We start from the raw sequence: 14957 nt of genomic DNA, 5'->3' as shown, positions 1-14957 counted from the left end.
TGTATTAATCGTCTTCACCTTCTTCGTAGTCATCGATGTTGTGTTGTTCAACCAGACGATCGTATTCTTCTTTTGAACCAACCACCAGGTTTTTGTATTCTTTGGTTCCAGTTCCGGCAGGAATCAGGTGACCACAAATTACATTTTCCTTGAGTCCGTTCAGATCATCGATCTTTCCGTTGATGGCTGCTTCGTTCAGTACTTTTGTTGTTTCCTGGAATGAAGCGGCACTCATCCAGCTCTTCGTTTGCAAGGCGGCACGGGTAATTCCCTGAAGTACCTGGCTCGAAGTTGCGGGGATGGCATCACGCGATTCAACAACTTTCTTGTCTTTCCGGCGCAATTGCGAATTTTCATCGCGCAGGCGGCGGGCGGTTACAATTTGTCCTTCCTTGAAGTTTTCACTATCACCTCGTTCGGTCACAATTTTCTTGTTGTAAATCCAATCGTTTTCCTGCAGGAAGTCCATCTTATCGACCAATTGCTTTTCAAGGAAACGTGTATCTCCCGGATCGACAATTTCTACCTTTCGCATCATCTGACGCACAATTACTTCAAAGTGCTTATCATTAATTTTCACACCCTGCATACGGTAAACATCCTGAACTTCGTCAACAATGTATTCCTGTACGGCCGTTGGACCTTTAATGTTAAGAATATCACCAGGAGTAATGGCTCCGTCGGAAAGCGGGGTACCTGCACGGATGTAGTCATTTTCCTGTACAAGAATCTGACGTGACAGTGGCACCAGGTACTTTTTCACATCACCAACGCGCGAAGTAACGATAATTTCGCGGTTACCACGTTTGATTTTACCCAGTGATACTTCACCATCGATTTCTGAAACCACCGCCGGATTGGACGGGTTACGGGCCTCGAATAACTCGGTTACCCTTGGCAGACCACCGGTGATATCACCTGCTTTACCCGAAGCACGCGGGATCTTCACAAGAATGTCGCCCATTGAAACCTTTTGCTTGTTGTCGACCGACATGTGGCCGCCAACCGGCAGGTTGTATGAACGAATCATGTCGCCACCACTCTTATCAAGAATCTTCAATGACGGGTTTTTCGCCTTATCACGTGTTTCTGTGATTACTTTTTCCTTGTATCCGGTTTGTTCATCCGATTCTTCACGATAGGTTACCCCGTCGATCATGTTTTCGAATTCAACAACTCCGTCATATTCCGAAATGATTACCCCGTTGTATGGATCCCATTCGCACAATACCTGGTCTTTGGAAATATCCTGACCATTTTTAATGTGAAGCTTGGAACCATAAGGCAGGTTATGGGTCGAAACGACGATTCCGGTATTTTTATCAATGATGCGCAATTCGGCCAAACGACTAACAACAATGTCAACTTCTTTGCCATCGTCGCTTTTACGGCTTACTGCACGCAATTCTTCAATTTCAGCCCTTCCGTCGTAGCGCGACACAATGGTCGACTGCGACGAGATGTTACCGGCGATACCCCCTACGTGGAAAGTACGCAGTGTAAGCTGGGTACCCGGTTCACCAATCGACTGGGCAGCAATTACACCAACCGATTCACCCCTTTGTACCATGCGTCCGGTTGCCAGGTTACGGCCATAACATTTGGCACATACCCCCTGCTCCGACTCACAGGTAAGTACCGAACGGATTTCAACACGTTCGATGGGTGATTCTTCGATCTTTCTTGCAATTTCTTCCGAAACTTCTTCTCCCGAGCGGATAATTAATTTACCCGTCAGCGGATGATAAATATCGTGAACAGTAGTACGCCCCAGTATTCTTTCAAAAAGTGAAGCTACTACTTCCTCATTCTTTTTAACCGAACTGGCAACAAGACCTCTGAGGGTTCCGCAATCCTTTTCATGAATAATCACATCCTGGGCTACGTCAACCAAACGACGGGTAAGATAACCGGCATCGGCTGTTTTCAGTGCGGTATCGGCCAAACCTTTACGTGCACCGTGAGTAGAGATAAAGTACTCGAGTACCGAAAGGCCTTCTTTAAAGTTAGAAAGAATCGGGTTCTCGATGATCTGGGCCGATGTAGCTCCCGATTTTTGGGGCTTGGCCATCAGTCCCCTCATTCCGCAGAGCTGACGAATCTGCTCTTTCGAACCACGGGCTCCTGAATCGAGCATCATATAAACCGGGTTAAAGCCCTGTTTGTCGCTGCTCAGCGTTTTCATCACCACCTGTGTCAGTTTGGCATTCACGTGTGTCCAGGTATCAATTACCTGGTTGTAACGTTCGTTGTTGGTAATGAATCCCATGTTGTAGTTCATCATTACTTCCTCCACCTCGTCGTAACCTTCCTGTACCATTTCGGCTTTATCTTCAGGAATAATTACATCGCCAAGGTTGAATGACAAACCTCCACGATAGGCCATTTTGTAACCCATGTTCTTGATATCATCGAGGAAGTCGGCGGTAACGGCATTATTGGTTTTCTTCAGGATGAAGGCAATGATATCACGCAGTGCTTTTTTAGTCAGCAACTGGTTGATATAACCTGCTTCCTTCGGAACAGTCTGATTAAACAGAATTCGGCCTACAGTGGTTTCGATGGTATGAACAATGGGGTTGCCCTCATCGTCCAGATCATCGACCTTGCATTTAACGATGGTATGAATTTCTACTTTACCTTCGTTGTAAGCAATGATGGCCTCTTCGGGTGAATAAAAACGAATCCCTTCTCCACGGGCTCCTTCACGGGCCTTGGTCATGTAATAGAGACCCAATACCATGTCCTGTGAAGGAACGGTGATAGGGGCACCATTTGAAGGGTTCAGCAGGTTATGAGACGAAAGCATGAGCATTTGCGCCTCAAGGATGGCTGCATTTCCTAAGGGAAGGTGAACTGCCATCTGGTCACCATCGAAGTCGGCGTTAAAACCGGTACAAACGAGCGGGTGCAGCTGAATGGCCTTTCCTTCTATCAGTTTAGGCTGGAAAGCCTGTATTGACAAACGGTGAAGGGTGGGTGCCCTGTTCAGCATTACAGGATGTCCTTTCATTACATTTTCAAGGATGTCCCAAACCACCGGATCTTTGCGATCAACAATCTTCTTGGCCGATTTTACGGTTTTTACAATGCCTCTTTCAATCAGTTTACGAATGATGAAAGGCTTGTACAATTCGGCAGCCATGTCCTTCGGAATTCCACATTCGTGCAGGCGAAGGCTGGGACCCACCACAATAACCGAACGGGCTGAATAGTCAACACGTTTACCCAGAAGGTTCTGACGGAAACGTCCCTGTTTTCCTTTCAGGCTATCGGACAAGGATTTAAGCGCACGGTTATTTTCTGTTTTAACCGCATTGCTTTTTCTTGAGTTATCGAACAATGAATCGACGGCTTCCTGAAGCATGCGTTTTTCGTTACGCAAAATCACTTCCGGTGCTTTGATTTCGATGAGTCGTTTCAGACGGTTATTACGAATAATTACCCTTCGGTAAAGATCGTTCAGGTCGGAAGTTGCAAAACGTCCTCCGTCGAGTGGCACCAGGGGTCGCAAGTCGGGTGGAATTACAGGCACCACTTTAACAATCATCCACTCGGGACGATTCAATTGTGTACTGGCCCTGAAAGCTTCAACCACCTGCAGGCGTTTGAGAGCTTCATTTTTCCTCTGTTGCGATGTTTCGGTGTTTGCTTTATGCCTTAGGTCGTACGATAGTTCGTCGAGATTGATGCGTTCAAGCAGCCTGTAAAGGCCCTCGGCGCCCATGTCGGCAATAAATTTATCAGGATGATCGTCGTCGAGCAGCTGATTTTCTTTAGGAAGCGTGTCGAGTATATCGAGATATTCTTCCTCTGTAAGAAAATCGAGGTATTTAATTCCATCCTGGGTTTTAATACCAGGATTAATTACCACATACCTTTCGTAATAGATGATCGAGTCGAGTTTCTTTGTCGGTAAACCCAACAGATAACCTATTTTGTTGGGCAGTGACTTAAAATACCAGATGTGAGCAACCGGAACCACCAGTGAAATATGGCCCATGCGTTCACGACGAACTTTTTTCTCAGTCACTTCTACCCCACACCGGTCACAAACGATTCCGCGGTAGCGAATCCTTTTGTATTTTCCACAGTGACACTCATAATCCTTTACCGGACCGAAAATGCGTTCGCAAAAAAGGCCGTCGCGTTCGGGCTTATAAGTTCTGTAGTTGATGGTTTCAGGCTTCAGTACCTCACCATGTGATCGTTCAAGGATCTCCTCGGGTGATGCCAAGCTGATAGAGATTTTGCTAAAGCTACTCTTTACTTTATTGTCTCTTCTAAAAGCCATTTATAGTATGTATTATGTTTACAAATAATGATATAAATATCCGGTTTCAACGCCGGTAGCTGTGCTTAGTCCATGTTTACACTTAAACCTAAACCACGCAGTTCGTGCAACAGCACATTGAGCGATTCGGGAATACCGGGTTGCGGCATCGGATCGCCTTTTACAATCGCTTCATAAGCTTTTGCACGGCCAATTACATCGTCTGACTTCACAGTGAGGATCTCTTGCAAGATGTGCGCTGCACCAAATGCTTCAAGGGCCCAAACTTCCATTTCACCAAAACGCTGACCACCAAACTGGGCTTTACCTCCAAGTGGCTGTTGCGTAATGAGCGAGTAAGGTCCAATCGAACGGGCATGCATTTTGTCTTCAACCATGTGCCCCAGTTTGAGCATGTAAATGACTCCTACTGTAGCAGGCTGGTCGAAAGGCTGACCGGTTTCACCGTCATAAAGATTGGTCTTTCCAAACGTTGGCACCTTCGCCTTGGTGGTATATTCGGTAATTTGATCAAGTGTTGCACCATCGAAAATTGGTGTTGCAAACATAATTCCAAGCTCTTTACCAGCCCAACCAAGAACCGTTTCGTAAATCTGTCCGAGGTTCATACGCGAAGGTACACCCAGCGGGTTCAGTACGATATCGACCGGTGTTCCGTCTTCGAGGAAAGGCATGTCTTCGTCGCGAACAATACGCGAAACAATCCCTTTGTTACCGTGACGTCCCGCCATTTTATCACCAATCTGCAACTTCCGTTTTTTAGCGATATACACCTTGGCGAGCTGAATGATGCCTGTTGGCAGTTCATCACCGATGGTTACATTGTAACGTTCGCGACGGGCTACGGCTTCGTATTCCTTAAACTTCATCACATAATTGTTGATGAGGTCGTAGATCATGCCGTTTTTCTCGTTATCGGTCGTCCACTTATTGGGATTGACGGTGAGGAATTCAATTTCCTGCAATTGCTTCAGGGTAAATTTAACTCCCTTATTGATGAGTTCTGCTCCGTAATAATCGCGCACTCCCTGCGAAGTTTTGCCATTAACCAGTTGGAACAAACGTTCTTCAAGATCGGTGCGCAAGGCAGCTACCTGACGATCGAATTTTTCATCGATTTGCTCAAGCATTGGCTTGGTGGTACTCCGGCCTTTTTTATCCTTAATTACCCGTGAAAAGAGTTTCTTATCAACCACAACACCGTTTAACGATGGTGAAGCCTTCAGTGAGGCATCCTTTACATCGCCTGCTTTATCACCAAAAATGGCACGAAGCAGTTTTTCTTCGGGCGAAGGATCAGACTCTCCCTTTGGTGTAATTTTACCGATGAGAATATCTCCCGGCTTGATATTGGCACCAATACGAATTAAACCATTTTCATCGAGGTTACGGGTTGCATCTTCGCTAACATTTGGAATGTCGGAAGTAAACTCTTCGAGTCCTCTTTTGGTTTCACGTACTTCGAGGGTGTGCTCATCGATGTGCACCGATGTAAAGACGTCTTCACGTACAATTCGCTCGGAAATAACAATGGCATCCTCGTAGTTGTATCCCTGCCATGGCATGAATGCAACTTTCAGGTTACGTCCAAGTGCGAGTTCTCCTCCCTGGGTAGCATATCCTTCGGTAAGGATCTGCTTTTTCACAACCCGTTGTCCTTTTTTAACAATTGGACGAAGTGTTATGCTGGTACCCTGATTGGTTTTTTCGTACTTGGGTAATTTATATGATTTTAGCTCGGACTCGAAACTAACATAACGTTGGTTATCGGTACGATCGTAACGAATCACAATTTCACGTGCATCGACATATTCAACGGTTCCTTCACCTTCGGCGGTGATATGAACCCGTGAATCGCTTACCACTCTGGCTTCAAGTCCGGTTCCTACAATAGGAGCTTCGGGTTTCATCAGCGGCACAGCCTGGCGCATCATGTTCGATCCCATCAAGGCACGGTTGGCATCATCGTGCTCAAGGAAGGTAATCAGCGATGCGGCAATCGAAGCAATCTGGTTAGGACCTACGTCCATCAGTTGTACCTCGGCAGGTTCAACCACCGGATAATCACCTTCGAGACGAGATTTTACCCTGGGATTGATGAAACGGCCATCGTCACCAATGGGTGCATTGGCCTGGGCAATTACCTTTCCTTCTTCTTCTTCGGCTGTAAGATAGATTACGCCGTCATCGCTCAAATCGACCTGTCCGTCTTTTACTTTACGATAAGGAGTAGAGATAAAGCCCAGATCGGTTACCTTGGCGAAGACGCACAAGGATGAAATAAGACCGATATTAGGTCCTTCGGGTGTTTCAATCGGACACAAACGACCGTAGTGGGTATAGTGTACGTCGCGCACCTCAAATCCTGCACGTTCGCGGGAAAGACCACCAGGTCCGAGTGCTGACATACGCCGTTTGTGCGTCATTTCAGCAAGCGGGTTGGTTTGGTCCATGAACTGTGAAAGTGCATTGGTACCAAAGAACGAATTGATAACCGAAGAAAGGGTCTTCGAGTTAATCAGGTCGATAGGAGTAAATACCTCGTTATCGCGTACGTTCATTCGCTCGCGGATGGTACGGGCCATACGGGCCAAACCAACGCCAAACTGGTTGAACATTTGCTCACCCACGGTACGCACGCGTCGATTCGAAAGGTGGTCAATATCGTCGACATCGGTTTTTGAATTCACCAGCTGAATGAGGTATTTAATGATCTCAATCATGTCCTGATTAGTCAGTACTCTGGTGTCGATGTCGATATCGAGATTCAATTTCTTATTGATTCTGTATCGTCCTACATTACCAAGGTCGTACCGCTTGTCGGAAAAGAAAAGATTTTCGATTACTTCGCGTGCAGTTGACTCATCCGGCGGTTCTGAGTTACGAAGCTGGCGGTAGATATGCAGCACTGCTTCTTTTTCAGAGTTACACGGGTCTTTCTGTAGGGTATTGTATATTATGGCATAATCCTGCAGGTTGGTATCTTCCTTATGCAGCAGTATGGTTTTGGCGCCTGAATCGACGATCATGTCAACGTGCTCATTTTCGAGTACCGTTTCACGATCGATGACGACTTCGTTACGTTCGATAGAAACCACTTCACCGGTATCTTCGTCAACAAAATCTTCGACCCATGATTTGAGAACACGGGCCGCCAATTTACGGCCAACCAATTTTTTCAGTCCTGTTTTCGAAACTTTGATCTCGTCAGCGAGTCCAAAGATTTCGAGAATATCTTTATCGCCTTCATAACCGATGGCACGCAACAGGGTAGTTACGGGCAATTTTTTCTTACGGTCGATGTAGGCATACATCACATTGTTGATGTCGGTGGCAAATTCAATCCACGATCCTTTAAAAGGAATAATACGGGCTGAATAGAGTTTGGTACCATTTGCATGTACGCTCTGTCCGAAGAAAACCCCGGGAGAACGGTGCAACTGCGAAACAATGACACGCTCGGCCCCATTGATAACAAAGGTTCCTCTTTCGGTCATGTACGGGATGGTACCCAGGTACACGTCCTGAACAACGGTATCAAAGTCCTCATGTTCGGGGTCGGTACAATAGAGTTTCATCTTTGCTTTCAGGGGAACACTAAACGTAAGCCCCCTTTCGATACACTCTTCGATGGAATACCTCGGAGGGTCGATGTAGTAATCGATGAACTCAAGAACGAAGTTGTTACGGGTATCGGTTATCGGAAAATTCTCGACAAATACCTGGTATAACTGTTCGTTTTTCCTGATTTCGGGTGTTGACCCCAGTTGAAAAAAATCAATGAATGACTTGATTTGAATCTCAAGAAAGTCGGGATAGTCGAATACGTTTTTCGTAGTAGAAAAACTAATCCTTTGATTTACAGCGTTCAAAGACATTTATATGATTTATTTATTGAACTTAAAGTATAAAACACAAAAAGGCTTAATCCCGGTTAAAACCGGGACTAAACCATTGCAAGCCTTTTGTGGCTTGAAGACCTTATTTAAGTTCAACTTCCGCTCCAGCTTCAGTGAGTTGCTGTTTGAGAGCTTCAGCTTCTTCTTTAGAAACTTTTTCCTTGATGGCCTTTGGAGCACCATCAACGACTTCTTTAGCCTCTTTCAGACCAAGGCCTGTTAGTTCTTTAACCAGCTTAACGACAGCTAATTTCGAAGCTCCAGCGCTTTTAAGGATTACATCAAACTCAGTTTGAACTTCCTCTGCAGCGGCTTCACCGCCAGCAGCTGGTCCGGCAACAGCTACTGCAGCAGCAGCAGGCTCGATGCCATATTCTTCCTTCAATATCTCAGCTAATTCGTTTACTTCTTTAACAGTAAGGTTAACTAATTCTTCTGCAAGTTGTTTTAAATCTGCCATTTTAACAACGATTTAAAATTGTTATAAATAATTTATTACTCTTTCTCTGATAATGTTTTAACAATGCCCGCGATGGTTTGTCCGCTGCTTTTAAGGGCAGAGATAACGTTTTTGGCGGGTGATTGAAGAAGTGCAACGACGTCTCCAATGAGTTCTTCTTTCGACTTGATGTTTTCGAGCAGATCGAGTTGGTTTTCACCAACATAAATCGATTCTTCAACATAGGCAGCCTTAAAGACCGGTTTTTCCAGCTTTTTGTTTTTCTTGCGGAACTCCTTGATCAAACGAGCAGGAGCGTTACCGGTATTACAGAACATCAATGAGGTGTTGCCCTTTAGGGCGTCATAAAGCTCTTCGGCATTCTTTTCAGAAGCCTGAAGTGCTCTAATCAGGAGCGTATTCTTAACTACAATCAGTTTTATATCCTTTTGGAAGCAAGTCCGCCTTAACTGGCTTGTTGCCTCTGCATCCAATTCTGCAATGTCAGCGAGGTAAAAATGATTGTATGAATTGATTTCCTGTACCAGGTTATCGATGATAGCTTGCTTTTCAGATCTCTTCATAATTCAATTTTTACTCTTGTACAGATTTTGGATCGATATGAATCCCCGGGCTCATGGTACTCGAAAGCGCGATGCTTTTGATGTAAGTACCTTTTGCAGCCGTAGGCTTCAACTTGATTATAGTGTTGATAAATTCTTTGGCGTTTTCATAGATCTTCACTGGTTCAAAAGAAACCTTTCCAACCGAAGTATGAACGATGCCGTATTTATCAACCTTAAAATCGATTTTACCTTGCTTTATTTCCTTCACAGCTTTACCAACCTCCATGGTTACGGTTCCACTTTTAGGGTTAGGCATCAAACCACGGGGACCCAGGATACGACCAAGAGGACCTAATTTTCCCATTACCGGAGGCATGGTAATAATCACGTCAACATCGGTCCAGCCACCTTTAATTTTTTCAAGGTAGTCGTCCAGGCCTACAAAGTCTGCGCCTGCTTCTGTAGCTTCCTGTTCTTTGTCAGGAGTTACCAAAGCCAGAACCTTAACTTCTTTACCGGTACCATTTGGCAGGGTAACAACGCCCCTTACCATTTGGTTGGCTTTACGAGGGTCGACACCTAAACGGATATCAATATCCACCGATGCATCGAACTTGGTGGTCGAAATTTCTTTCACCAGTTTTGATGCTTCATCGAGTGTGTAGGCTTTTCCCTTTTCAAGCTTTTCTAAAGCAAGTTTTTTATTCTTAGTAATTCTAGCCATTTTAATCAATAGTTAAATGTTTAATTAAATGGAGAATCACCTTTGATAGTAATCCCCATACTGCGGGCAGTACCAGCAACCATTCTCATGGCAGATTCAACAGTAAAGCAGTTTAAGTCGGGCATCTTGATTTCGGCGATCACTTTCACCTGATCCCAGGTTAACGATCCTACCTTCTTCACATGAGGCTCGGCTGATCCGCTTTTCTGTTTTGCTGCTTCAAGAATTTGAACAGCCACAGGGGGTTGTTTGATGATAAAGTCAAACGACTTATCAGCATATACAGTAATGATTACAGGGAGTACTTTTCCTGCCAGTTCCTGCGTACGTGCATTGAACTGTTTGCAAAACTGCATAATGTTGACCCCTTTGGCACCCAATGCTGGTCCAACCGGTGGTGACGGGTTTGCCGCGCCACCTTTAATTTGGAGTTTAATTAATCCAGCAATTTCTTTAGCCATAACAAAAAATTAATTTGTTTTTACTCCTTTTCGACTTGCATGAAACCAAGCTCCAAAGGTGTTTTACGACCGAAAATTTTGACCATTACTTCCAGCTTCTTCTTCTCTTCATTTACCTTTTCGATAATTCCGTTGAAGCCGTTGAATGGTCCATCGATCACTTTAATAGTTTCACCTACAACGTAGGGAATAGTAAGTTCCTCCTCACTTTCTGACAGCTCGTCCACTTTCCCAAGAATGCGATTTACTTCGCTCTGACGCATAGGGACGGGGTCTCCGCCCTTGGTGTCGCCAAGGAAACCAATCACATTTGTAACATTTCTGAGAATATGGGGCACTTCGCCAACCAGTGCGGCTTCAACCAGAAGATAACCGGGGAAAAAGTTACGTTCTTTGCTGATTTTCTTACCATTGCGAATTTGATAGACTTTTTCCGTAGGTATTAATACCTGCGAAACATAGTCCTGAAGACCAGCAGAAGCAATTTCACCTTCGATATATTCCTTAGCTTTCTTTTCTTTTCCCCCAATTGTTCTAAGGACATACCATTTTCTTTGGATTTCGCTCATTTAGACCTCCAGTAATTAATAAAATAGACTGTAAATAAAATCCATTAGATTCTCGAAAACGAGATCCATCAGAAATATTACCAGTGCGATTATAACGGAAGCAACCATAACAATTATTGCGCTATTCTGAAGTTCTTTCCACGTTGGCCAGGTAACCTTGTGAACCAACTCATTGAAAGACTCTTTTACGTAAGTTCCGATTTTCATTTAAGTAAAAATTTTGTTCTGCCTTTTCAGCAAACATTTTAACTACTTCCGAACTCATCAGAAGTTTGGTTTCCGGAACCACCTTGTCGTTCTGCCTTAATTAGCAAGCCAATCCGATCAGGCCGTTTCGTTTTTGGTGCGGATGGTAAGGGTCGAACTTACTGTTTCTCCCATCATGAGTTCATCCGCAAATACAGTCCCAACCATGCCGATTGGGACTGTTTACTTATCTTTTCAAGGAATAAGCTTATTCCAGAATTTCAGTAATCTGACCTGCACCTACGGTACGTCCACCTTCGCGGATAGCAAACTGAAGACCTACGTTAACAGCTACAGGGTAAATCAATTTTACGGTGATGGTTACGTTATCACCTGGCATTACCATTTCGCGTCCCTCGGGCAGGGTAATTTCACCTGTTACGTCAAGGGTACGAATATAGAACTGAGGACGGTACTTATTGTGGAATGGAGTGTGACGTCCACCTTCTTCTTTTTTCAGTACATATACCTCTGCTTTAACCAGGGTGTGAGGAGTGATGGTTCCGGGCTTACACAAAATCTGACCACGCTTGATCTCTTTTTTGTCAACACCACGCAACAACAAACCTACGTTATCACCTGCCTGACCTTCGTCAAGGATTTTACGGAACATTTCAACACCAGTACATACAGTTTTGCGACCTTCGGCTCCTAAACCAATCAGCTGCAATTCGTCACCGGTATGAACGATACCTGTTTCGATACGTCCGGTAGCAACAGTTCCACGACCTGTAATTGAGAATACGTCTTCTACAGGCATCAGGAATGGCTTGTCAACATCACGTGGAGGCAGTGGGATCCAAGTATCACATGCATCCATCAGTTCCATTACTTTGTCTTCCCATTCTTGTTCGCCGTTCAATGCGCCAAGTGCTGAACCCTGGATTACAGGAGTATCATCACCTTCGAATTTGTAGAAGTCGAGCAATTCACGCAATTCCATTTCAACGAGTTCAAGCAATTCAGGATCGTCAACCATGTCGACCTTGTTCATGAAAACAACGATCTTAGGTACGTTTACCTGACGAGCGAGCAGGATGTGCTCACGGGTTTGAGGCATTGGACCGTCGGTTGCAGCACACACCAAGATAGCACCGTCCATCTGAGCAGCACCAGTTACCATGTTTTTAACGTAGTCGGCGTGTCCAGGACAGTCAACGTGTGCGTAGTGACGGGTTAATGTTTGATACTCAACGTGAGCAGTATTAATTGTAATACCCCTTTCTTTTTCTTCAGGAGCATTATCAATTGAATCAAACGCTTTAACCTCTGATAAACCTTTTTTTGCTAATACCGTTGTGATAGCAGCGGTAAGGGTGGTTTTACCATGGTCAACGTGGCCGATAGTACCAATATTGACATGGTCTTTATCCCTATTAAATTTTTCTTTAGCCATAACTTAAGATATTAGATAACGTTAACTATTTTTATTATCCTATTTTTAATTTTTCTTATTCGATCGATGAGCTGATGATGGGATTTGAACCCATGACCTCTTCCTTACCAAGGAAGTGCTCTACCCCTGAGCTACATCAGCAACTTAATTATGAGCGGGAGACGGGGCTCAAACCCGCGACCCTTAGCTTGGAAGGCTAATGCTCTATCAACTGAGCTACTCCCGCATGGGCGCCAGAACACCATGGTGCTCTGGCTGCGTGGGAAGAGCAGGATTCGAACCTACGAAGGCTGAGCCAACAGATTTACAGTCTGCCCCGTTTGACCGCTTCGGTATCTTCCCATTTATTTCTTTTAAGAACCTCTGAAGATGAACTATCTGGCAAATTTCAATTGACATTGAAAACCTGCCCGACACCCCGATGAATCGGGATCGCCATCTTCTCATTCTTCACAGCATGGTCTTACTTTTAACTGCCTCGCAAAAAAAACTGCGAAAAGAGCCACAAAATTACATCATTTTGTCATTTTTCAATCACAATACTCAATAATTATTGAAATTATTTTCAGGCTATGCTGATTTCGATTTTTCACTACTTCTTTGAACGAATCGTACTTTATTTACATTAATCGGACGATTTTGTACTTCAAAATCGTCCTCGATGTGCCTCTTGTAATCTTCATTTTAATTACAAACCCTTAACAGCGTCGATCGTTCTGAAAAGGGTTTGCAAATGTATAAATATTTTTAAATAATTCACAAAATAGGAATCAATTTTTTATGATTTATTTCTCCTGAAGCTTTTCCTTGTATTTCTTTAGTTGTCTGCGTACTGCCTCAAGTGCCATATCAAGCGCCTGCTCAAAAGAGTCAGCCTGCTTTTTAGCAAACAAATAATCGTTGGCCGGAATGGATACCTTAATTTCAACTTCCTTGTTATTGGAGGTTTCGGGTTTAATTACTTTTAGAATTACTTCAGCTTTTAAAATTCCATCGAAAAAAGTATCCAGCTTGTTTACTTTTTTATTGATCAATTCTACCAATTTCTGATCGGCGTTGAAATGAACGTCGTTAATTTTGATATTCATAATTCTTCCTCCTTTTTTAGCTTCTTGGATGAGCTTGTTTATAAATCTGTTGTAATTTCGAAAATGTAGTATGCGTATATATCTGAGTAGCGGACAAATTTGAATGTCCCAGCAATTCCTTCACTGCATTTAAATCGGCTCCGTGATTCAGTAAATGAGTTGCAAAGCTGTGACGCAAAACATGCGGACTGCGCTTACTGACTGTTGTGACCAATGATAAGTATTTTTTCACCACCCGGTAAATAAGTTTATCATACACCTGTTCGCCTTTGGAAGTTAAAAAAAGAAAGTCACTTAATCCATCTATTTCACCACGAAATTTCAAATAATTATGTAATGGACCATTAAGGCTTTTGGGATAAGGTATTATTCGCTCCTTATTTCGCTTTCCCAATACCTTAATAATAAACTGCCCACTATCTACATTCCGGATTAAAAGTTGCTTCAACTCGGCAAGCCTTATGCCGGTTCCGTATAGCATGCTTACTATTAGTTGATCACGTGTACCTTCAAAATCGTTAGGAAACATGCCCAGATCGAGCAGCTGATTCAGATTATCTTCCTGAACAAAGACAGGCAGCTTTTTACCGCTTTTGGGCGTAGTAACCAACTGCGCCGGATTGGTCGTTGCTTTTCCCTCACGCATCAGGTATTTATAAAACGACTTAAGCGCAGTTAATTTGCGGTTTACACTGCGTGCACTTACACCGCTTCCCATTAAATCGACCACCCACGAACGCACCTGTTTACTGGTGACCTCATTAAACTTAAAATCCCCGATCACTTCATTCATATAAAGAACGAATTGACCGAGGTCAGTACGGTAAGCCACCACCGTGTGGTTTGAATACCGTTTCTCGTACTGAAGATATTTTAAGAACTCTTCGGTGATTGACATTAACAAGGGTTTTATATCTAACAGAACAAATTTGAAATTAGTTCTGACAAAACCCTAATTAATCTTCCTCACGCTGCAATTTCTCAATATAAATTGCCTTCTTAACTTCGGCCCTACGTAAAACTGAAGGCTTTGTGAACGCCTGACGGCTGCGCAACTCTTTTACAACACCGGTTTTTTCGAATTTACGCTTGAATCTTTTCAGCGCTCTTTCAACGTTTTCGCCCTCTTTTACAGGAATTATAATCATAGTAACTTAAATTATTTTGTTCTTGAATTAAAACGGAGCGCAAATTTAGTAATGATTCAAAAATATTCAAACTTATTCGCTTTTTTTTTCTGTTTCACTTCATTGTTCTCAAATTAAAACAAACATT

12 protein-coding genes and 3 tRNA genes are annotated in these 14957 nt (G+C 43.7%); all 15 read right to left on the bottom strand.

Features of this window, described 5'->3' with window-relative positions:
- Nucleotides 1–4 precede the first annotated feature (4 nt).
- Nucleotides 5–4294 carry a DNA-directed RNA polymerase subunit beta' gene (gene rpoC, locus FHS86_RS09510; RefSeq protein WP_429412771.1) on the bottom strand — a complete coding sequence of 1430 codons (4290 nt, stop codon included), beginning with the start codon at nt 4292–4294 and terminating at the stop codon, nt 5–7.
- 65 nt (nt 4295–4359) lie between these two features.
- A complete protein-coding gene (gene rpoB / locus FHS86_RS09505; RefSeq protein WP_429412770.1) occupies nt 4360–8172 on the bottom strand; it encodes a DNA-directed RNA polymerase subunit beta in 3813 nt (1270 codons plus the stop codon).
- A 103-nt stretch (nt 8173–8275) separates the two neighbouring features.
- Entirely contained in the window at nt 8276–8653 is a 378-nt protein-coding gene (rplL, locus tag FHS86_RS09500; protein ID WP_429412769.1) for a 50S ribosomal protein L7/L12, read from the bottom strand.
- Nucleotides 8654–8688: 35 nt separating this feature from the next.
- Nucleotides 8689–9216, bottom strand: coding sequence for a 50S ribosomal protein L10 (rplJ, locus tag FHS86_RS09495; protein ID WP_429412768.1), 528 nt, complete (start codon nt 9214–9216; stop codon nt 8689–8691).
- Between the two features lie 10 nt (nt 9217–9226).
- The gene (gene rplA, locus FHS86_RS09490; protein WP_429412939.1) at nt 9227–9922 is read right to left on the bottom strand and encodes a 50S ribosomal protein L1; all 696 of its coding nucleotides are present in this window, start codon (nt 9920–9922) and stop codon (nt 9227–9229) included.
- A gap of 20 nt (nt 9923–9942) precedes the next feature.
- Nucleotides 9943–10383, bottom strand: coding sequence for a 50S ribosomal protein L11 (rplK, locus tag FHS86_RS09485; RefSeq protein WP_429412767.1), 441 nt, complete (start codon nt 10381–10383; stop codon nt 9943–9945).
- A gap of 20 nt (nt 10384–10403) precedes the next feature.
- A complete protein-coding gene (gene nusG / locus FHS86_RS09480; protein ID WP_429412766.1) occupies nt 10404–10952 on the bottom strand; it encodes a transcription termination/antitermination protein NusG in 549 nt (182 codons plus the stop codon).
- A gap of 15 nt (nt 10953–10967) precedes the next feature.
- Nucleotides 10968–11159, bottom strand: coding sequence for a preprotein translocase subunit SecE (gene secE, locus FHS86_RS09475; RefSeq protein WP_429412765.1), 192 nt, complete (start codon nt 11157–11159; stop codon nt 10968–10970).
- A gap of 247 nt (nt 11160–11406) precedes the next feature.
- Nucleotides 11407–12594, bottom strand: a complete 1188-nt coding sequence (tuf, locus tag FHS86_RS09470; protein WP_429412764.1) for an elongation factor Tu — start codon at nt 12592–12594, stop codon at nt 11407–11409.
- Between the two features lie 69 nt (nt 12595–12663).
- Nucleotides 12664–12735: transfer RNA gene (locus FHS86_RS09465), tRNA-Thr, on the bottom strand.
- 12 nt (nt 12736–12747) lie between these two features.
- Nucleotides 12748–12820, bottom strand: a tRNA-Gly gene (locus FHS86_RS09460).
- A gap of 34 nt (nt 12821–12854) precedes the next feature.
- A tRNA-Tyr gene (locus FHS86_RS09455) sits at nt 12855–12936 on the bottom strand.
- Between the two features lie 443 nt (nt 12937–13379).
- Nucleotides 13380–13682 (bottom strand): ribosome hibernation-promoting factor, HPF/YfiA family, encoded by a 303-nt coding sequence (gene hpf, locus FHS86_RS09450; RefSeq protein WP_429412763.1) that lies wholly within the window; start codon nt 13680–13682, stop codon nt 13380–13382.
- 16 nt (nt 13683–13698) lie between these two features.
- The gene (locus FHS86_RS09445) at nt 13699–14580 is read right to left on the bottom strand and encodes a tyrosine-type recombinase/integrase (RefSeq protein WP_429412762.1); all 882 of its coding nucleotides are present in this window, start codon (nt 14578–14580) and stop codon (nt 13699–13701) included.
- A gap of 58 nt (nt 14581–14638) precedes the next feature.
- The gene (gene rpsU / locus FHS86_RS09440; protein WP_429412761.1) at nt 14639–14830 is read right to left on the bottom strand and encodes a 30S ribosomal protein S21; all 192 of its coding nucleotides are present in this window, start codon (nt 14828–14830) and stop codon (nt 14639–14641) included.
- Nucleotides 14831–14957: the final 127 nt, after the last annotated feature.

The sequence above is a fragment of the Roseimarinus sediminis genome, assembly GCF_050433125.1.
Lineage (GTDB): Bacteria > Bacteroidota > Bacteroidia > Bacteroidales > Prolixibacteraceae > Roseimarinus > Roseimarinus sediminis.
Note: the sequence above shows the minus strand (reverse complement) of the source record. Positions and strands in the feature narration are given on the sequence as shown.